The sequence below is a fragment of the Arthrobacter sp. MYb214 genome (genome assembly GCF_002979865.1).
GTDB lineage: Bacteria > Actinomycetota > Actinomycetes > Actinomycetales > Micrococcaceae > Glutamicibacter.
In genome coordinates, this window is sequence record NZ_PCPZ01000001.1 from 586,502 (window position 1) to 606,239 (window position 19,738).

General features: G+C 56.1%; 19 protein-coding genes. 9 read left to right on the top strand and 10 right to left on the bottom strand.

Annotation, left to right across the window (positions count from 1 at the left end; genetic code table 11):
* Nucleotides 1-19: 19 nt before the first annotated feature.
* Nucleotides 20-328 carry a hypothetical protein gene (locus CQ012_RS02690; protein ID WP_286134558.1) on the bottom strand — a complete coding sequence of 103 codons (309 nt, stop codon included), beginning with the start codon at nucleotides 326-328 and terminating at the stop codon, nucleotides 20-22.
* 642 nt (nucleotides 329-970) lie between these two features.
* Here CQ012_RS02690 and CQ012_RS02695 point away from each other — a divergent pair.
* Together CQ012_RS02695 and CQ012_RS02700 are read left to right on the top strand one after the other, a co-directional pair.
* On the top strand, nucleotides 971-1,633 hold the full coding sequence (locus tag CQ012_RS02695; protein WP_105661383.1) for a hypothetical protein: 663 nt from the start codon (nucleotides 971-973) through the stop codon (nucleotides 1,631-1,633).
* On the top strand, nucleotides 1,633-4,497 hold the full coding sequence (locus CQ012_RS02700) for a hypothetical protein (protein WP_105661384.1): 2,865 nt from the start codon (nucleotides 1,633-1,635) through the stop codon (nucleotides 4,495-4,497). The genes CQ012_RS02695 and CQ012_RS02700 overlap by 1 nt, the downstream gene beginning before the upstream one ends.
* A gap of 409 nt (nucleotides 4,498-4,906) precedes the next feature.
* Here the strand turns inward: CQ012_RS02700 and CQ012_RS17980 are convergent, their stop codons facing one another.
* Nucleotides 4,907-5,590 (bottom strand): DUF6308 family protein, encoded by a 684-nt coding sequence (locus CQ012_RS17980; RefSeq protein WP_105661385.1) that lies wholly within the window; start codon nucleotides 5,588-5,590, stop codon nucleotides 4,907-4,909.
* Between the two features lie 354 nt (nucleotides 5,591-5,944).
* Nucleotides 5,945-6,973 (bottom strand): DUF4238 domain-containing protein, encoded by a 1,029-nt coding sequence (locus CQ012_RS02710; RefSeq protein ID WP_105661386.1) that lies wholly within the window; start codon nucleotides 6,971-6,973, stop codon nucleotides 5,945-5,947.
* Nucleotides 6,974-7,210: 237 nt separating this feature from the next.
* Here CQ012_RS02710 and CQ012_RS02715 point away from each other — a divergent pair, with 237 nt between their 5' ends.
* The 3 genes from CQ012_RS02715 (at nucleotide 7,211) to CQ012_RS02725 (ending at nucleotide 9,534) form a co-directional block, all read left to right on the top strand.
* Nucleotides 7,211-8,296 carry an S-(hydroxymethyl)mycothiol dehydrogenase gene (locus CQ012_RS02715; protein ID WP_105661387.1) on the top strand — a complete coding sequence of 362 codons (1,086 nt, stop codon included), beginning with the start codon at nucleotides 7,211-7,213 and terminating at the stop codon, nucleotides 8,294-8,296.
* The gene (locus CQ012_RS02720) at nucleotides 8,296-8,925 is read left to right on the top strand and encodes an MBL fold metallo-hydrolase (RefSeq protein ID WP_105658255.1); all 630 of its coding nucleotides are present in this window, start codon (nucleotides 8,296-8,298) and stop codon (nucleotides 8,923-8,925) included. Before CQ012_RS02715 ends, CQ012_RS02720 begins: the two co-directional genes overlap by 1 nt.
* A 96-nt stretch (nucleotides 8,926-9,021) precedes the next feature.
* Entirely contained in the window at nucleotides 9,022-9,534 is a 513-nt protein-coding gene (locus tag CQ012_RS02725; RefSeq protein WP_105661388.1) for a hypothetical protein, read from the top strand.
* Here CQ012_RS02725 and CQ012_RS02730 read toward each other — a convergent pair.
* Nucleotides 9,531-10,259 (bottom strand): SOS response-associated peptidase, encoded by a 729-nt coding sequence (locus CQ012_RS02730; RefSeq protein ID WP_105661389.1) that lies wholly within the window; start codon nucleotides 10,257-10,259, stop codon nucleotides 9,531-9,533. The two genes, CQ012_RS02725 and CQ012_RS02730, sit on opposite strands and share 4 nt — an antisense overlap.
* A gap of 127 nt (nucleotides 10,260-10,386) precedes the next feature.
* Between CQ012_RS02730 and CQ012_RS02735 the strand changes: the two genes are divergently transcribed.
* On the top strand, nucleotides 10,387-10,665 hold the full coding sequence (locus CQ012_RS02735; protein ID WP_105661390.1) for a glutaredoxin domain-containing protein: 279 nt from the start codon (nucleotides 10,387-10,389) through the stop codon (nucleotides 10,663-10,665).
* Nucleotides 10,666-10,724: 59 nt separating this feature from the next.
* On the opposite strand, the gene CQ012_RS02740 is transcribed toward CQ012_RS02735, so the two are convergent.
* Entirely contained in the window at nucleotides 10,725-11,462 is a 738-nt protein-coding gene (locus CQ012_RS02740; protein ID WP_105661391.1) for a lipoate--protein ligase family protein, read from the bottom strand.
* Between the two features lie 95 nt (nucleotides 11,463-11,557).
* Here CQ012_RS02740 and CQ012_RS02745 point away from each other — a divergent pair, with 95 nt between their 5' ends.
* A complete protein-coding gene (locus tag CQ012_RS02745; RefSeq protein ID WP_105661392.1) occupies nucleotides 11,558-12,172 on the top strand; it encodes a uridine kinase family protein in 615 nt (204 codons plus the stop codon).
* Here the strand turns inward: CQ012_RS02745 and CQ012_RS02750 are convergent.
* Together CQ012_RS02750 and CQ012_RS02755 are read right to left on the bottom strand one after the other, a co-directional pair.
* On the bottom strand, nucleotides 12,169-12,987 hold the full coding sequence (locus tag CQ012_RS02750; protein WP_105661393.1) for a thioesterase family protein: 819 nt from the start codon (nucleotides 12,985-12,987) through the stop codon (nucleotides 12,169-12,171). The two genes, CQ012_RS02745 and CQ012_RS02750, sit on opposite strands and share 4 nt — an antisense overlap.
* A 72-nt stretch (nucleotides 12,988-13,059) precedes the next feature.
* The gene (locus CQ012_RS02755) at nucleotides 13,060-13,713 is read right to left on the bottom strand and encodes a helix-turn-helix domain-containing protein (protein ID WP_353616139.1); all 654 of its coding nucleotides are present in this window, start codon (nucleotides 13,711-13,713) and stop codon (nucleotides 13,060-13,062) included.
* On the opposite strand from CQ012_RS02755, the gene CQ012_RS02760 reads away from it, so the two are divergent.
* Both CQ012_RS02760 and CQ012_RS02765 read left to right on the top strand, forming a co-directional pair.
* Entirely contained in the window at nucleotides 13,712-14,647 is a 936-nt protein-coding gene (locus CQ012_RS02760) for an NAD(P)/FAD-dependent oxidoreductase (protein WP_105661394.1), read from the top strand. The genes CQ012_RS02755 and CQ012_RS02760 overlap by 2 nt on opposite strands.
* 677 nt (nucleotides 14,648-15,324) lie before the next feature.
* Nucleotides 15,325-15,528 (top strand): cold-shock protein, encoded by a 204-nt coding sequence (locus CQ012_RS02765; protein ID WP_013349123.1) that lies wholly within the window; start codon nucleotides 15,325-15,327, stop codon nucleotides 15,526-15,528.
* Nucleotides 15,529-16,141: 613 nt separating this feature from the next.
* Here CQ012_RS02765 and CQ012_RS02770 read toward each other — a convergent pair.
* The 3 genes from CQ012_RS02770 to nrdF all read right to left on the bottom strand — a co-directional run bounded on the left by CQ012_RS02770 (nucleotide 16,142) and on the right by nrdF (nucleotide 19,730).
* Nucleotides 16,142-17,413, bottom strand: a complete 1,272-nt coding sequence (locus CQ012_RS02770; protein WP_105661395.1) for an MFS transporter — start codon at nucleotides 17,411-17,413, stop codon at nucleotides 16,142-16,144.
* Nucleotides 17,414-17,863: 450 nt separating this feature from the next.
* Entirely contained in the window at nucleotides 17,864-18,223 is a 360-nt protein-coding gene (locus CQ012_RS02775) for a hypothetical protein (protein ID WP_146112901.1), read from the bottom strand.
* A 532-nt stretch (nucleotides 18,224-18,755) separates the two neighbouring features.
* The gene (nrdF, locus tag CQ012_RS02780; protein ID WP_105658533.1) at nucleotides 18,756-19,730 is read right to left on the bottom strand and encodes a class 1b ribonucleoside-diphosphate reductase subunit beta; all 975 of its coding nucleotides are present in this window, start codon (nucleotides 19,728-19,730) and stop codon (nucleotides 18,756-18,758) included.
* Nucleotides 19,731-19,738: the final 8 nt, after the last annotated feature.

Below are 19,738 nucleotides of genomic sequence, written 5' to 3' on the forward strand. Positions count from 1 at the left end.
ATGTTCCCCTGCCGTCAGCCTAGGCGCTGCGGGCCAGGGAGTCATACACACGCACCAGCCGCCAGCGTTCGGTTTGCGGATCAAAGCTCACGTCGACGCTGTGCACCTGCTGGGGTCCGCGCACCGCAACCAGCTGCAGCAGCCACATCTCATAGTCAGCCATTCCTGCGCCGATTCCACGCGGAATCCGCAGGTTTTCGTCCCACCATTTGCGGCGCTCGAACCAGCGTTGAGGCTCGGCAACCAGGCGATAGTCCTGCCCCTGCCACCTCACGCGCAACGGCATTCCGTTCGCCGCACGGGCAACCTCGATTGACTCGGTGAACATCCCCACGTGTGCACTCCTTACCTAGTAGAACCATTCTATTCGAACACGTATTCGAATGACAGTTACACTAGTCAGGCGCACCGACAGTTTGGGCTAATCACTTTCACGGTTGGAGCAAGGGCAAGCCCGACATCGGAACACTTTCCCAATCGCGTTTGGACCTATATGCACGCATGGACAGCTAAACCAAAGACTGCATCCTGAAACATGCCTTGCCCTCCCCAATTTCAAAGATAGTGCTCTCGATGAACGTCCTAACACTCCTTGGCAGGCGGAGATGGATTCACGGTGGGGTACCCCACGAATAGATCGGGTGGTGGAGCGCTGAAGCGCACCTTCACTACATGTGCTCTAAAGTATGGAAGCGAGAATCTATCCGGCAGAAATCTACAGGTCTGGCATTACGCTTCGCATTCCCGGTAGCCGGTAGCGTCGTTGCTCTTTGCTAAGCTAAGGGCACTACCAGAAGAACCAACGCATGCCTCCCAAGTGCGAAGGAGTGCACGAAGCGATGGTTGAAATAGCCAAGGACAGGCAGCGCATGGGTCCGTCTAAGTTGACCTGACACGATTCGAATAACATGCACGGAAGTGTCGTAACTAACCAGGACTTTTTCGGGCTACACAATGGAGACCGCGGATAGTGGCAAATGAAGCCAAGCTGGATGACCGTCAAACGCATGTGGTTGACGCGCTGCAGAACCGTAACGAAAAATTGGCAGGTTTATATGGCACTGCCTTGGACATTCTCGCCGCGAAAGCGATTCCACCTCGGGAGGCTGCGAGGATTTCGATCATTTGCCACTGCATGCGCGAGCTAATGATCGGGCTCCCTGCAGTCATGTCTGAATTCTCAATCCCGCGTCCTGTTCCCTCCTCGGCGACTCTGCTGAGACAACTCCCAGAGCTATTGGCGGCGCACCCTGACGCTGACCTCGCGCTCGATCAAGATCTTGTGCCCGTTCCCCGAGCGGTTGCGCTGGTTCTTACCTCATTGATGAACACAGCATCGAAAGAGGAAGCACGCAACCGCGCCAACGCAGCGGCGCTGGTGACGGGAGTGCCTCACACCAAGCACCCAGTAATCGAACAGTGGACAAAGGCGTATGAATTCTTTGTGGGCTGGACCCATTTGGACCGTAACCATGACCGGCAGAGGCCACTACCGAATGACGAAACCCTGCTGGCGCACATGCGGGTGGTGGAGGACGTAATCGAAGTGCGGAGTTCCTTGTTTTTCGAGAACCTGCATGCGTTGGAGGACCTCCTCGCTGAGATCAATGCCGTCGACGATGGGGACTCGTAATGCCAAACTTCAAACCACCAACTGACACGCAAGTAAAAGAGGCCTTGCGCCGAATTCTCACGCCTCAACTTCGTCAGGCCTTCTTTGATGGGCTGAAGAATCCTCTGTGGGTGGAGCCTCTGGCTAAAGCGGGGATGTTTGATAACCCGCCGGAGCCAGAGATGACAGACGATGGTCTTATCCGAGATTTTTACTGGCCTGAGATTGATTACTTAAAGCGGGTGGCACCAAAGACACCAAAGACCGTGGTGGATATTCTCGTTAAACTTAATGGCAGCAACAATGCGTGGGTGCATAGAGCTGTATTCTCAATCGGTGCCTCAATCCCGTCCGATGAGGCCGCCAGGCTAAAGCCTCTGATCAAGAATTTAAACGAGAACGGCTTTGGACGACGAAGCGACCCCCGTGAAATCGTCGCGTTAGCCGTAAACCTGCTACGGGGCGGACAACAAAAGGTCGGAAAGTGGACGGCCAATTTGATATTCCGCCCTAGCGCCTCCGAGAATCCGCACAAGCCAAATCTGACGATCAAGGAGCACTGGTACCAAGAAGGTTTACCACGCGTGGTTGATACGTTCGACGACGCCAACGATGGCCTTAAGGCAGTCCTGCCCTGGCTCGAAGAATATGAGCGCCACTCAGGTCGTGTGACCGACACGTACGACTGGACGTTTATGTCGTTCGACTCGATTCGCCATCCTATTGGTCGCCGTTCCGCCGAGCAGTCCCTCATCGATGCGGTTTTCGACTTGGCTACCAAGTCGATGATTTCTGACCCGCGAGTAGCAAAGGCGACTCTGAGCAAGAGCCGCATGGTTCTGACGCGCAAGATCACCCTCTCTGCGGTATCAGAAGCACTCGGAGGAAATAGAGATCGGACCCCAACTGAGAATCACAATCTGCTGGCTATCGCTGCTGAGCTTTTAGCTGATAGCGAGTTTCGCGAAGACTCTTGCAGGATCCAGTTCGGCGAGCTAGCACGGCAAGTCGCAAAGTACTCACCCGCCGCGCTAGAGCCGCTCATAAGTTTCATCGCAACTGGACCGCAAATGGAAATAGACCAGTTACGCGAGCGCCTGCGCCGGGATGAGGAAGACACTCCCGATGAGCTCCAAGAACGTGTCGCAGCAGTGCTGGATACATGGAAACATCAGTGGCTCTCTGCAGTCGGCAGTGACGCGCTGCCTACGGCTCTGAAGCCCATCCTCTTAGAGCTTGACGCACGATTCGGCGCTATTGAGTCGCCGCTTTTACCTGAGGTTCTACATTCGAGTTGGAGCGGACCCAACAGTCCGATGTCCACAGACGAAATGTCTGTTATGAGTTCTGCAGAACTAGCTGCGCATCTCGAGAGTTGGCATGATGTCGGCGATGGTTGGGATCCAGGTCCGTCACACGAGGGCCAAGCCCGGGAGCTTTCGGCTTTTATAGCCACTAGCCCAAAGGCGCTGGAAGGCATCGATGACCTAGTAGACAGGTTACGACCTACATATCTGCGAGCGATTTTGGAGGGTTGGGAAGCTTCTGTAAAGGCAGACATCGATATTGACTGGCATCAGTCAATCAATCTCGTCAAGGGGATCCTCATGCACAGCGACGCCTCTTCATTCCCGGTGGAGGGCGGAAGATGGGATGACGACGTTGACTATCGCGGAGCGAAGAAAGCCGCTGTCGGCCTGCTCGAAGAACTCGTCAAGGAACGAAAAGCCTCATCCATGCCGGCTGAGGAAAGACGGCGTTTTGCCGACCTGCTTATCAATGCCAACGACCAAAGCGCCTGGACCGAGTATGACTCGATCTCACCAGAGCACGGCATGGATCCGCTCACCCTCTCGATCAATTGGCAATGGCCGATTCGAGTACGGGGCCTGCTCAATTTGATGCTCCACGGCCCAAATGCATCTTGGTACGAAGCCGCACGTGAAGCGTTCGAGAGGGAAATAACGCGTCCGGACAGTAAGGGTGCATCGCGAGCTGTCATTGGTGAAAGGCTTGGGCATTTGCTCTCCGTCGTTCCAGATTGGATCAAGCCCCGTCTCGGAGCGCTGATTGGATCAACTGACGGAATTACACGAAATCAGCAAATCGTACTAACGACTGCGATGGCAGTCCATTACTACAGCAGTGCGCTCTACGACTCATTGGCGCCGTCCATGATCGCGGCCATTCGGTCAACACAGCCCCTCGTCACAGGATGGCAAAATAGCCATTCCGACCCGTTGCAACGAATCGGAGAGTGGGTAATAGACGCGATAATCTTCGGTCACAAGACGCTGAGTGATTCGGTTGCAGCAGAGTTTTTTGCAACCGCGGAACCTAAGATCCGCGGAGCTGCTGTCGGGCATATCGCCTGGACGTTCGAAAATGCCGAATCGGTTGATGACGTGATTCGCGATCGGCTTGCTGACCTCTGGGATACGAGAATGAAGCATGTCCGCGAACACCCTGAGGACCACCAAGAATTACTCGAGTTCTATTGGTTTGTTTCAAGCGACAAATTCGATGTCTCCTGGTGGTTGCCTCGTTTAAAGGAAGGACTGGACCTCGCCCCGGAACTCGCCCATGAATCGCACATGATCAGCAAGCAAATCGCAAGCTCCGCCGATGTAGACCCCAGCGGGGCGTTCCAGGTGGTCCGGCGTCTCCTCACGAATCGAGAGGACGCCAGCACGCGGTTCTGGGTTTTAAGCGAAAATGCTGTGCCAATGGTCATCGCGAGAGCGGTTGCTTCAGGTCACGAACATCTAAAGCAAGAGGCGATACTCTTCATGAACGAACTAGGAGAACAGGGAAACCCCGCGCTTGAGAAAGAGGTACAGGCCGTGTTGAACGGCGAGATCACCCAGGATGACGTCAAGGACTAGCGACGACGTGGATTCTCTGGCACCAGTTCGAAGATATCAGTGGCAGCTGGTTAGATCGACATCGGCGCTTTACTACCGCGCTCGACGCCACCAATAAACACCACCGATACTCGCAGCGGGTTCATTTGTCCTAACACAGGTAAGTCTGCGCTCTAACTGCAACAAAGCCACCTGAAGCTCATCGTCGCGAGCGCCCGACCAAGACTTTCTGTGGACAGGTGTTGGGCAGACACAGACCGTATCGTCCGTCTCAACGGTAAGCTGCGTTGGTGCCAAAAGCGGACGAATCACTGCTCGACGATCTGAACGGTAACCCACCCCTTATTGCCGCGGCCGGTACCTTAAAGCTTTGCGAGAAGCAGACCAGAAAAATCGTGAAGAAATGAAAGCAAGGTTGGCATTGGTTGACCTAGCAACGTTCGCGACCAGCCCGCCAGAGGACGATATCCAGTGTCCTCAGCAAGGACAAATGGGCTGCACCCGATTCACTACGAATACTATTCGCAAAATCGACAACAGGCCGGCGGCCCTCGACGTCTAGGTGCATGGCTTCCCACCAAGCCCGCCAATAGTCCTTGTCCCGTATACCAAGTATCCGCATAACCACTTCATCTTGCACTGGAACCAAATTTGGGCGTTTGCGAGCAAGGATCTTGCTTGCGATGGTAGGACCAATTCCCCACTTTTTTCCCTTGAAGTCGGTCCCGTGTCGGACTAATTCCCACAGCTGCTGCAGTGCCGATTGGGCTCCAAAAGTGAATTCGTAATCGCAGTCCTCGTTCTCGATCGTCAGCTCCGTGGGTATCTTCACTAGCAAGGAAGATACCGTAGCGTCTAGCCGGGTGAGCAACTGCCATGCAGCAGAGGCTGGGACATCAACCGAAAGGAATGACACCGAGAGAAGATCCTCTGCGGTCAGACGCATCGGAACTTGCCCTGTACCACCGAGTAATTCGAAGCATCGCCCGGTAAACCGTGGCCTACCCTCGGCGTCCTCCTCTTGATACTCTGCTACATAGCGAATTGCTTCGGAAGTCGGGATACTCCGCAAGATATCCCAAATTCGTTGCCCTAAAACTAAGTTATCCCGCATTGTTTCTCCTCGAACATCATCCGAAATATGAGCAAATCAACTTCCTAGATTCGCCAGACTCACGAATGCCGTAGGCTTCCAGTGAGCTCAGTGGCATGATTCGGGCCTAGAGATTTGTCATGATCATAATCTCTCTAGCGACAGGCGCGATGTGTACGCACCCTAAATCCAACCGTTCAGTATCTGGACGTACTGACTCCTCAGTAGGAATTATGCTGAATCTGAGGCATTCAATTTTGGGCGACTGGCAACCTTCCGGTAATTACGCCAACGGTAAGTATCCTTGGCAGGATCAACACCTTCGAGATCATTTATGAATCAACAGAAACCTTCGACGCAATTTGCCTATTCTTCCTACTGTCCAAACCACGGCTCACCGTCGAACTCAGCGTCCGTGAATCCATTTACTCTCATCTTTACGAGGTTTGGTTCAGGAAGATTATCTGGAACGAATTGTGCATCATCCGGATGGTGATAGACATATTCGCTCGCTGACCCCACCGAACGCTCGTTGAAAAGCTTCTCCATAGATGTAGTGCCCGGTTGCTGCTGATCATACGTCCCTCGAAGGATTGAAGTCCTGATCTCCTGAACGTCTGGGTTCTGTGGCGTTAGACCCTTAAGTAATACTCCCGGATCACACATGAGTAGCCCCAGCTTCCGAGAGATTGGAAACGTGATCCCCCATGCAGTTGCAAACCCCACCCCCTGCCATTGTTCGTGGTCGGGATTGGGAATCAAACTTATCGGAGCATCCGAAGTGATGAGGGAGCGCCGGTCAAACTGCACGAGGGTCCATGGGCGGCATTCCATGTACGATGTTAGCTCTTCGGCAGTTTCTACCATGTGCTCAATATGGGTTTGGTTTGGGAAAACGATTGGTGGGCCTCCCGGCTGCGTGACTGCTTCCCAGATATAATCTTCCTGCTCGGGAGTCGGGTCGAGTCCGAAGTTTTTCTTGATCCAGCTGGCCACGTACCTTCGACCGCCAGCCCCAACCTCGACCCTGATCATCTTCGCGTGAATGTAGTCCATCGTCTTACGAGTGTCCGGACCACGAACACATTGCAAAGCCATGTAGAACGAGAGTGTCTGACGGTCAGCCTCTGAAGGCGGGAACATACCAGTCTCGAAGTTCCTGAGAATGATGGTCGCGTCGTGCTCGATCCGGCTCAGTGCTTTCTCGAACTCGTCGGGTTCTGACAGCCCGTCAATCGTGTAAAAATGCGACTGCGCAGCCACATTTTTCACGGACGAAACGAAAGTCTTTCGGGAATCATCGAAGGGTACGACGCTGATTCGTCCCTTGTCGTTAGCAAACCCCCGAAGATACGCCTGCGGAACGTAGTGATGAAGCTTTGCCGTGTTCCCTTTGCCTGCCATATGAGCAGTATTTCATAGCTGCCTCGGGTTCGTTAGGGGTGGCATTCGGAGCGGTGCGACCTGATCGCCGCTAATTAAGAAGAACCCAAAACGCCTCTCAATTAAACCGTTTGGAACACCGTCGAATTGGCTCTGCGCGAAACTGCCTGCGTCATTGTGTCTCGAATGCTCGATTAGCACCTGAGACACCGATAGCATCGAGAGAGCACTAGCCAATCGTTCCAGGAGCTAAATCCCATGTCCCATAAGGTCAAAGCCGTTATTTCCCGCGTCAAGGACGCACCCGTAGAGGTCGTCGATATCATCGTTCCGGATCCGGGTCCCGGAGAAGTAGTTGTCGATGTGCTCACCACCGGTGTCTGCCACACCGACCTGCACTACAAGCTCGGCGGAATTGGCGACGAGTACCCGTACCTGCTGGGCCACGAGTCCACCGCAGTAGTCAGCCAGATCGGCGAGAACGTCACCAACGTCAAGGTCGGCGACCGCGTGATCCTGAACTGGCGTGCAGTCTGCGGCCAGTGCCGCGCTTGCGCCAAGGGCGAGCCGAAGTACTGCTTCAACACCTTCAATGCCACCCAGAAGATGACCCTGGAAGATGGCACCGAGCTTTCCCCGGCGCTGGGCATCGGGTCCTTCGCCGAAAAGACCCTGGTCCACTCCGGCCAGTGCACCATCGTGGATGAAGAAGCCGACCCGGCCGCAGTAGGCCTGCTCGGTTGCGGTGTCATGGCCGGCATCGGGGCAGCGATCAATACCGGCGAGATCAAGCGCGGCGAGTCCGTCGCAGTGATCGGTTGCGGTGGCGTCGGCGCTGCTGCCATCGCCGGCGCGCAGCTGGCCGGCGCAACCACCATCATCGCGGTGGACGTGAACCCGGACAAGCTGGAAGGCGCCAAGAAGTTCGGCGCCACCCACACCGTGGATTCCTCCAAGGTCGACGCCGTGGAAGCCATCCAGGCGCTGACCGGCGGCTTCGGCGCCGACGTCGTCATCGACGCGGTGGGCCGCCCCGAAACCTACAAGCAGGCCTTCTACGCCCGCGATCTTGCTGGCCGCGTCGTATTGGTAGGCGTGCCAACTCCGGAGATGAAGCTCGAGCTGCCGCTGCTCGATGTCTTCGGCCGCGGCGGCTCGCTGAAGAGCTCGTGGTACGGCGACTGCCTGCCAAGCCACGACTTCCCGATGCTCGTCGAGCAGTACAAGCTCGGCCGCCTGGATCTGGATGCCTTTGTCACCGAACGCATCACGATCGATGAAATCGAAGAAGCGTTCACCAAGATGCATGAAGGCACCGTGCTTCGTTCGGTGGTGGAGCTCTAGTGGCCGCCCGCATCGAGAACGTCGTCACTTCCGGCACCTTCTCCCTGGATGGCGGGACGTGGGATGTCGATAACAACGTCTGGATCGTCGGCGATGATTCCGAGGTGATGGTCATCGACCCGGCACATGATGTTGCCAAGATCCGCGAAGCTGTGGGCGATCGAGAAGTCATGGCCGTGCTGCTTACCCACGGGCACGATGACCACATCCGTGCGGCTGGCGAATTCGCCGACGCCGTGGATGCACCGCTGTTCTTGAACCCGGAAGACCGCATGCTCTGGGAAGCTGTCTACCCCGAGCGCGATGTGGACGCAGAAATCAGCGAAGGCGATTCATTCACCATCGCCGGCACCACGCTGACCGCCCTGCACACCCCGGGGCACTCTCCGGGCTCAACCTGCTTCTACGCTGAAGACCTCGGTGTACTGTTCAGCGGTGACACCCTGTTCAACGGCGGCCCGGGGGCTACCGGTCGCAGCTACTCCAGCTTCGAGACGATCGTCGAGTCGATCCGCACCAAGCTGCTGGTCCTGCCAGCTGAAACCGTGGTCAATACCGGCCACGGCGATGCCACCTCCATCGGTGCAGAAGCGCCGAACCTGGATGAATGGATCAAGCGCGGTCACTAAGCACCACGCATCGAGCGGCAGCAGGCCTTTAGAGCCGGCTGCCGCTCGTGTTTAAAGTTGATGCGCAAAACATCTGGTGATGGCAAGATTAAATACATGCCTTCAGATAAACGCTACAAGTCCGCCACTGCCTTATTCCTGGGCGCAGCAGTATTCATCATCGTCGGCATCGTCGTGCTGTGGTGGGACAGTCAACAAGAAGTAGTTTTCTACTCTGGATCCTATGTACCGCTGGTCGAAGACTCTGAAACCTACTTCGGCCCGGGTCCCGCCGAAGTTCTCGGTTGGGTGCTGGCTTTGCTCGGCGTTGGCGCGCTGGGGGTTGCCGGCGGCTTATCGCTTCGCCAGCTCGCTCGGTTCAAGGCCTGGTTCCTGATCGCCGGGCTGTTGTTGGCAGCAGGTGGCATCGGAGCACTGCTATGGGACTACAACCAGGTTCGAACCTTCGGCTGGTTCGCCTATGCTCCGCTGAGCGAAGCAGCATTCGTTCCTGACAGCGCAGCCCACGTCATGGGCGAGCTGGGACTTGTGGCAGGAACCCTGCTGGCCAGCAGCTACCTGGGGTTCCGGCTCGGGTCCAAGCCCAGCGGCTCAGCCATCCGCGGCTAAAACAGCGAGTTGCTGTGCGCCGCAATCAGCTCCGGCGAATTATTGCGCACATTGCCAACAGCGGTATCGACCTCATGCATGGTCCATTGGGAAGCCACATCGAAAGCTTCGGCGCGAATCTGCTCGATCAGCCCTTCACCGTCTTCCTCGGCAGGGTTCATCCACCGGCCCATCATCTCCTTGCCCAACGGAATGGGCAGGCGATCATGCAGGCCCGCAAGTTCGCCGAGCACCCCGGGCTCTTCCGCCGAAGGTGAATCCATGGTCATGATCGAGGTGGAAAGAATCCAGGACCCGTCCTGGTCCTTCCACCATTCGTAGAGGCCGGCGAAGAAGATCAGCTTTCCATCCTCGCGATGCACGTAGAAGGGGCGCTTTTTGCTGCCTTCCTTTATCCATTCGTAATACCCTTCCACCGGGACGACGGCACGGCGCTTCTTCACCGCCGAACGGAAGGTCGGCTTGGTGCTGGCCGTCTCGCTGCGCGCATTGAAGGCGCGCACCCCGACCGCCAGCTCCTTGGCCCATCCTGGCACCAGCCCCCACCGTGCTACATGGATCTGGCGGTGCAGCTCATCGTCGATCAGCCGCTCGAGCACAACCGGCACGTCGGTAGTCGGAGCAACGTTCCAGGACTGGCGCAGTTCCAGATTGGCGTCCGCTTCCGCCTCGGCCTCTGCCACCAGATCGCCGATGGCTTTGGCCATCACATATCGTCCGCACATCGCCTACCCCTTAGAACCGGCATCAAGGAAAATCTGCTCCCCAGTCTAGCGAGCGGAGCAAAAGAATCCAGCGAACTTTTTCTACCCCTCCGGGAACAAAGTAAACATCATTGCCGTTACACCATGTATGAGCAACGAATTGAACCTTGACCAGTACGTTCCCGCTGCCGGCGGAGTCACCATGTTCACCACCAGCTGGTGCGGCTACTGCCGCAACCTCAAGCGCCTGATGGACCAGAAGGGTGTCGCATACACCGAGGTGAATATCGAAGAAGTCGAAGGCACCGCAGAGATCGTCGAGGCGTTCAACAACGGCAACCAAACCGTGCCAACCCTGATCTTCCCGGACGGCACCGCAGCCACCAACCCGCGCATTGACGAGGTTGTTGAGCGAGTCGGCGCCTAGATCCGGCCGCGAACCAAAATCGGCACCCGCATCGGGTGCCGATTCTTTTTTAAGCTGTGCTAGATGCCTTGCAGCGTGGCGTGCTCGCTATATTCGTCGAGCAGCGCTGAAATAAATGCTTCGGTGGTGACAGCGGCGAGCAGATCATTAGCCGCACCTACCGTCGTGGGATCCATTGGAATGCCCATTGCTTGGTAGACCCCATCGAGGACTTGCCGCAATGGCGCGGAATCCTCGACAACAAAGACCGAAGAGAACAGCCATGCCCCGGAAACCACACGCTGAGCTGTGCCTGCCAGCTTCACTGGATAGTTGCGCGGCGATTTCCCATCAGGGAGGCCATGCACCGAATGATCTCCCGGGCAATACTCCCCCGGGATTGGCCCGACTTGCGCATTCACGCCAAGGCGCTGGAAAGCGTTGGCATACACCCGCGCGAAGACCTCGAAGCGATTCTGCTGGCGCATCACCGCCTCGGCTTCGGGCTCAATATGATCAACGATCAATGTACCCCGGTGATACGCGGCGGCCCGGCCTCCAGCTTTGCGCACCAAAGGAGCAAAGCCTTGCTGCTGCGCTACGTCACGAGCCGCCTCATAGCCCTCTAGCCGCACATCGCGCTGGCCGAAGGCCAGGGTCGGGTCCGGACGATAGAGCCGTAGCAGCGCGCCGCTTTCGCCAGATTGGACGCTGCGCAGCAGTTGCACTCCACGTTCTAGGTCAGCAGCCGGGTCTCCGGTAGGATTTTCGATTTCCACAGATAACGGCGCATCTGACTGGGGGTTCCACAAACTCATAAATCTGAGTCTAATTCAGCAATTCGCTCCAGGCGGAGTAGATGTCACAGCATCCGATTGCCGATGGCCGAGGTTTCTGGGCCATAATAGAAGGCGTGCCAAATTCTTCTACCCCTGTCATCCTGATCGGCGGACCGTCCGGCTCCGGCAAGTCCTATCTCGCGTCGAAATTCGGCCGACCCCACCTGCCGCTGGACGAGTTCTACCGCCAGATCAGCGAAGACGGGAATCCCGTTGATTTCCCCCGTACCGATTACGGCGAAATCGATTGGGACAATTCGGCTACCTGGAATCAGGAAGCCGCACTGCAGGCTATCGATGATTTGCTCCACCACGGTACCACTCTGGTCCCCAACTACTCGATCACGACCTCGAGCTACAACGGGCATCGTGAAATCGCTTGCGCAGACGGGCCGATTGTCGCCGAAGGCATCTTCCTCTACGAAATCCTTGATCCGCTGCGCGCCAAGGGCATTAACGTCCAAGCGTATTACGTCGACGAACCTGCATTGGTAACTGCTCTTCGACGGTTCGTGCGCGATGTAGCACAGCGCCGGAAACCGGTCCTGTTCTTGGTCAAGCGCGGCTATGCACTTTTCCGGGCCCACGGTGCAGACCGGGAAAAGTACCGCCAGCGCCAGTTCACGCTGAAGTCCAAGCCAGAGCTCAAGAAGCTGCTGGCCAAGCTTTCAACCGGCGCATCGAGCTAGCGCGAACGGACCGTCAGGATCTGTTCAGCACGGCCGAAAGGGCCTGCTTCATCGTGCAATACCGTTGAGGTCAGGCCGATGCCGTCTGTGCCGAAGCTCTGCTGGACATCCAGGCCCAGCCACTTGCCCTCGGGCTTGCGGTACATGTGGATCTGCAGATCCACGTTCGGGTAGATCCAGGTTCCTTCACCCGGATCCACGCGCGGCACCACACCGTTTGCCGTGTCGATCATTCCCACCAAGCTGGACAACGCTGTGGCGTCTCCTGTGTCGACGAGGTCATAAGGAGTACGCAGCCACGCAAAACCTCGACCCGGCCGCAGCTCATCATTGGCGCGCATCTCGATGGATTTGATGTAGCCGCCGGGCCACTGCTCACTGATTTCGCGCACCGCGCAGGCCTCTGGGCCTGGGATTTCCTTGTCTTCAGCCCCTGCAACAGCACTGGTGTCACCCGTAATCACCCGCCACGCGCGCGCAACGATGCTGGTGCGGCCCTTGGCCGTCATTTCGGCCTCGATCAATTCGATCGTCCGGCCGGGACGGACCATTCGCGTTGAGATCTCGAATTCTCCGGCGTGAATAAGGCCATGGATCTCATAGCTGATCCGTGCGATGCGCATGTCTTCACGAGGCTGGAAATTTTCCAAGGCGTAGGCCAAGATTCCAGAGGCGGGACCCATGTGCTGCTCATGGGGATTCCACGCACCTTGGGAATGCCACGACGAGCGATAGCGGCCTTCACCGAGTGCTTCGAAATAGAAATCGCCATCAGCTAGGACCTGTTCAAGCTCCTCGTTGAGCTGGTGCGTCATCGTTGCCCTCCTGGCATCGCAGTGTTCAATACTCTGCCCTCAGGTTATCCAAGAGTAATTGAAATCACTAAACTAGCTGGCTGTGTCGTGCTCATGGGCTCGTTGGCCTGCATTATCCATGATTCCGAGCACCTCGGCAATGCCATTGACCGCCCACAGGGCATGAGGAGTCATTGTGTCGAACTGCGCAGATTGCCCCGCCTTCACGTGATAGGTGCGATCTCCTAGCTTTAGCTGGATTTCTCCGAGGAGCACTGTGAACCATTCCTTGCCCGGATGAATACGCAGCTCGGTGGGAGCAGGCGCCTGCGAAGGGTCGAAACGCATTTTCGACACATTCACCCCGTTAACTGCGTCATCGGTGGACAGCTTCCACATGGTTATCCCGGGCATCGAAATCGGCTCCGGGCGGATAATAATCTCGGCTTCAGAGGTCGATACGAGCTCATCCAAGCTGGTATTCAGTGCCTTGGCTATTGGAACCAGCTGGTCAAGAGCAATACGCCGGCCTCCCGTTTCAATCCTGCTGAGCGTGGAAACGCTCAGGGAAGCCTTGCTCGCCAACGATTCCAACGACCAGCCGAGGTTCTGCCGCAACGTTCTTATGCGCTGGCGGATAACTTGGTCAACTTCGAATTCTTGCGTCATGCGCAAAACGGTACACCCCACAGCGCAAAACGTCGATACCGTGGACACAACATCACAAATAGCAGGGAGAGGAATCATGGAACATTTCGAAGCGATCATTATCGGCGGCGGCAGTGCCGGGCTCGCGGCCGCAGTCGCATTGGGCCGCTCACGGCGCACTGTCCTGGTCATCGACGAGGGAAATCCGCGGAACGCGGCAGCGCAGCATGCCCACAACGTTCTGGGAAACGAAGGCATCAACCCGCTGGACCTCCTGGCCCGCGGACGGCAGGAAGCGATTAGCTATGGCGCGCGGATCATCGAAGGCGAGGTGGAGAACCTCACCGGTTCACTGGACACCGGATTCAACGTCTCAGCTGAAGGGAATACCTTTAGCGCCGAACGAATCGTGCTGGCAACGGGCCTCATTGATGATTTGCCGTCGATTCCGGGGCTGGCCCAAGCATGGGGTGATACCGCGATCCATTGCGCATACTGCCACGGCTGGGAAGTGCGTGACCAGGAGATCCTGGTACTCGGAATCGGCCCCATGAGCACGCACCAAGCAATGATGTTCAGCCAGCTCAGCTCGAAGATCACCTTCGTCAACCACACCCCGGATGCATTGAACGATGAAAATCGCGCGACACTTGCCGCATTGGGAATACCGGTGGTTGAGCAGCCAGTGAAAGCAATCGATTTCGACACCCAGGGGACTCTGGATTCAGTCACGCTGGCAGACGGCCAGAAGATCAGCGCTCAAGCTCTGGTAGTTGCAAGCCGAATGAACGCACAAGCCTCGCTCTATCTCAAGCTCGGCGGACAGCTTGCCGAGCACCCGCTTGGCACCTTCATCCAGGTCAATGAAATGGGTGCCACAGCCCTGCCAGGGGTTTATGCGGCAGGGAATGCCAGCAACCTAGGCGCGATGGTCATGGCAGCAGCCGCAGCCGGAACGATCGCCGGAGCAGCCATAAATGCGGATCTGCTCGGAAATCAGCTAGCTAAGGTCCAGGCGCAAGCGAATCCGTAACTGCTGGCTCTACCCCTTCGGGCACCGGCCCAAACGGGGTAGAGCCAGGGCCGCAGGGTGAGCATGAAAATAGCCCGCATCAATTTTCCGGAAAAATAATATTTACTAAAACACTAGTCAACAGGCAAATAACGAATGTCGATGCAACGATTTGCATTGCCAAAACGCCCAAGTATCACGCATCACGCCCCACGGACCAACGATCAATGGTACGCTTGATTTGTTACCTCAACGGTTGCAGGTGTGAGTCCCCGCCAGTAATTGTTAGCAGTAGGATTTGTAGCACAGCCAACAAATCGTCTGTGCTTTACAAATCGGTTCATCGATCTTCAGATCGAATGAGCTCCTATCGAAACGAATTCTTCATCTTCTCTTCTTCACTGCAGATAAAACATCTCGACGACTCCGTACGTCACTTTTCTGTGGATTCCTTGTTCTACTCCGCTAGCGTGGGGTCATTACCCGTTAGCAGCCTGGAATCCGACGATGTTTAAGCAAGTGCAGCGACCCCCGTTTTGGCCGATACCGGCAAAATCAGTATTCGATTCTCCGTATCGACGGCAGGCGAATCGTTCTCGGCAGCTCTGCGCGAGGTAACCCCTAAATTTTCCGATTCGGAACTTCGGATCGGCAACCAGGCCACATCGTGGCCAATCAATAAATAAGGATATAACACTATGGCCACTGGCACCGTGAAATGGTTCAACGCTGAAAAGGGCTTCGGCTTCATCGCTCCTTCGGATGGATCGGCTGACGTCTTCGCACACTACAGCGCAATCCAGAGCTTCGGTTTCCGTAGCCTCGAAGAGGGCCAGACTGTTGAGTACACCCTGGAAGCTGGTCCAAAGGGCCCACAGGCAACCAACATCCAGGCTCGCTAAGAGACTTTCTTCAAAGGTGTAGTTCCCCGCAAGGTTGGAACTGCACCTTTGTTGCTTTTAACCGGTTCTTAGCTGCAGGCTTCGACCGGAGGTCGTTCGCGAAGGACCCCAACGCCAAGCAATCTACCTGGCAGTTCCGTCTGCTTCGGGGGCAAGCGGAAAGCAGCAGCTATCGGCATCGGTAGCCGGAGTTCAGCTCGGAATTCGACTATCAACTGCACGGGCTAGTAGATTGCGGAAACTCCACTGTGGCGCCACGGCAATGAATCGAAAAGGGAGCTGCATTCGCGACAGGTTAGGAACGGTTGCCGGCGATCCGTTGGAGACCGGACTACTTGCCTGGGTAACTTTGCTGAACCCGATTCTTCGAATTCGCCCACCAGTCCCAGTTCATCGAGCACGTGCAAAGTTGACGGACAGATGGTGCCACCGCGAAAGTCCCTGAGGAACTCACGGTGCTTTTCATGAACCGCTACTGGCACACCGCTGCGAGCAGCATTAAACCGGCGGCCATTCCAGCCGGCCCTCCCCCAACTTTGATTCACTGCCTTCTGCCTGCCATGAATATGCTCTCCTTCATTTGAAATGCCTATTATCGAGTTAGATTTGCACCCTACTCGTGAACAGTTCCAGCGCTATTAGACTTCATATTCACAGCGATCATGAACATCGCGAAAATCAACAGCACCACGGCCAGTCCGCGGAACCCTACAGCTGCCAAAATTGGGCCAGCGGTGAGACCGCCAAGCACACCAGCCAGATTCATGCAGAGGTCCGACGTGCCCTGCAACTTCGGACGTTCGGCAAGGCCAACTGATCCAGTAATCATCGTTGCGCCTGCAACCGTCGACGCCGACCAACCGAGGCCTAGACTAAGCAACGCCAAAGTTGTCACGGTATGGTTCTCTGCATTGCTCCATACCAAGATGCTTGCGGTAACTAGCAACGCCTGCCCGGTAAAGATGACCGTTCGTGGACCTAGCATATCTGTGAGCCAGCCAAAGACTGGTGAGAGCGCATACATCCCCGCAACATGGACCGAAATGGTGATCCCGATGAGCGTGAGGCTTGCCCCTTGATGCTGCATGTGAATTGGAGTCATCGACATCATGGACACCATATAAAGATGAGTCAAGGCGACGGTAAGCACGGCATGCCTGGCAGCAGAAGTGTTTCTTAGGATGCTCCAGCCGCGGCGGCGAAGCTGAACCTCGCTCGCTTGGGCAGCCGCCTGACGCTGTGCGATCTGCAACGGATCGGGACGCAAGCCCAGCCAGTAGACAAGAACCCCTACCAGCTGGGCGCACATCGCAATAAGAAAGCCGCCGGTAAACGGTGGAAGGCTAATGAACTGCGCTAGCTCTTCTCCAGGTTCAAATAAATTCGGGCCGATGACTGCACCCGCAGTTGTTGACCACACAACCAGGGAAAGGTCACGGCCTCGTGTAGCCGTGGTGGACAAGTCGGTGGCGGCGAATCGAGATTGGAGGTTCATTGCCGAACCTGTTCCCAGAACCAGCATTCCAAGCAGCAGCAACGGCCAGTATCTCAGAAAAGCTGCGGCAATGATGACGACAACACCGCTGGCTGCCAGCAATGCGCCGGTCGACAGCGAAATACGCCGGCCGAACTTCTGGGCAAGCAATGCCAAAGGCAACGCCATGATGGCAGCACCTAAAGTATTCATGGTCGCGGCCATGCCAGCCAATGCATCGAGTCCGGAAATGCTTACGATCAGCAGCGACCCCAAAGTCAGGGTTGCGCCACCGCCTAGACCTCCAAGAATTTGTCCCGCAGCGAGGACGGAAATCGACTTGCGTCGAATCCGCTGAATCTGCTGGTCATCCAATGAACGCTGTTCATCCGAAGTGGATTCGATCTGCACATTGACTCCCCCGCATTTATAGCTACCTGTACTGTCTAAGTATCTACTATTTATCTCCGAGCGTTGAGTGCGCCGCTGTGCATGACTATGGACCCACCGAAGCTGGGCTATAGCCGGAGTGGTCGCATCCCCATGAATTTCCAATTCAATGGGCTAGGTAACTCACATTGGTTGCGGATCCGCATCTTTCGACGCTCGAATAATACTGGCGTATCGCTCTGCCGGGTCAGCAGGCAGTCCCACTTTAAGTTCACGGTTCACATCAACAGCGAACACCTCTGCGGCTCCGGATTGGAGTCCATCTCGCGGTCTTCAGACCCCAGTTTGGCTGAGCCGTCGGCGAAGGCGCAAAATTTCGGACCCGTATGTGAGATCGGTCCTTTCGAATAGGGCAACGGCGGCGCATGCTTCTGTGGAAGCATACCGAGATTGCTATTACGCCTACTCAAGTTACTCGTTTTCACGAATCGCTGCCGTAGGCAGCTTACCTTTCGCTGCCTCAAGACCACTGCCTCCAAAGCTCAAAATACGTGCCTTGTCCGGCGCAGTCTCGATCGTTTCCATGACGTGCACCGCGAAGAGCGCCACTTGAGCTTCAAGTGGTTCGAGTTGAGGCCAGATCTCTTCGCCACCAGATTGAACCGCGTGATTGAGCACTTCTTCGAAAGTGCAGTCGAATGCGTATAGCTCTTGGGAGTCGGCATACCGCAAGAATACGTATCCATCTTCAGCAGGAGGCACAATAAAGACCTCGCCAAGCCCCGATAATTGGTGTTTCAATCGCTCCAGTTTGCCTGGCAAGCTAGGCATTTGGACCCCCATTCTTGCTTTGGCAGAGAACCATAATGATGCAGCGATCTGATTATTCGGCCGCCGTGCTGAGGTCTCTCCCTTCTGCTTTTGTGGCCGAAGGAGTTTTTGCCTTAAGAGGCTGGACTCGCGTGGATGCTAGTCAAACCCCGTTGCTCACGATACCTGCGAAATCTCGCCATTTCGCGTTCATCTGCGGTTGCGGGCCAGGTTGCTTCCGCCCAAGCCATAATTCCCCGCGATCTGGCGGTTGTCCTTGTCTCGATGGGGATACTGCGAGAACGAACTCCAGATTTCATAACCGCTGCTCACCGCGCAAACGGGACATTTGTCCACGCACCGGGTTCGCACGTGATAACCATTGGCGTTTCCAACACCACAGGCTCCCCAAGATCTTGCTCGGTCCACCGCTGACGTACCGTTAGCCCAGCCGGATACGTCAACTTCGGAACAGCTTAAATGCCAGCAGGCCCGGACTCTGCATGAGTCCGGGCCTGCTGGCCATCACCAATTAGGCTGAAGATTTTCTAGATTAGAAATCCCAGTCTTCGTCTTCGGTGTTCACTGCCTTGCCGATCACGTACGACGAACCGGAACCGGAGAAGAAGTCGTGGTTCTCATCAGCGTTCGGGCTCAACGCAGCCAAAATCGCTGGCGACACATCGGTCACGGTCGATGGGAACATCGCCTCATAGCCCAGGTTCATCAGCGCCTTGTTGGCGTTGTAGTGCAAGAACTTCTTGACGTCCTCGGACAGGCCTACCGGATCATAGAGATCGTGGGTGTACTGGACTTCATTTTCGTACAGTTCATACATCAGCTCGAAGGTGTAGTCCTTCAGCTCCTGCTTGCGCTCCTCGGTCTCGTTTTCTAGACCCTTCTGGAACTTGTATCCGATGTAGTAACCGTGAACAGCTTCGTCGCGGATGATCAGGCGGATCAGGTCTGCAGTGTTGGTCAGCTTCGCATGCGAGGACCAGTGCATTGGCAGGTAGAAGCCCGAGTAGAACAAGAACGATTCGAGCAGGGTCGAAGCAATCTTGCGCTTCAGTGGATCTTCGCCGTGGTAGTAGCTCTCAATGATCTGAGCCTTCTTCTGCAGGTTCACATTTTCAGTGGACCAGCGGAAGGCTTCGTCGATTTCCTTGGTCGATGCCAAGGTCGAGAAGATCGAGGAGTAGCTCTTTGCGTGTACCGATTCCATGAAGGCAATGTTGGTGTACACGGCTTCTTCGTGTGGGGTGATCGCATCTGGAATCAGCGAAACAGCGCCAACGGTGCCCTGCAAGGTATCAAGCAGGGTCAGACCGGTGAAGACGCGCATGGTCAGCAGCTTCTCGTCTTCGGTCAGGGTTCCCCACGACTGGATGTCGTTGGACAGCGGCACCTTCTCCGGCAGCCAGAAGTTATTGACGAGGCGGTTCCAGACCTCTACGTCCTTGTCGTCCTGGATACGGTTCCAGTTGATTGCCTCAACCTTGTTGGTGAGCTGAATCTTCTCGGTCATTGCCCCTC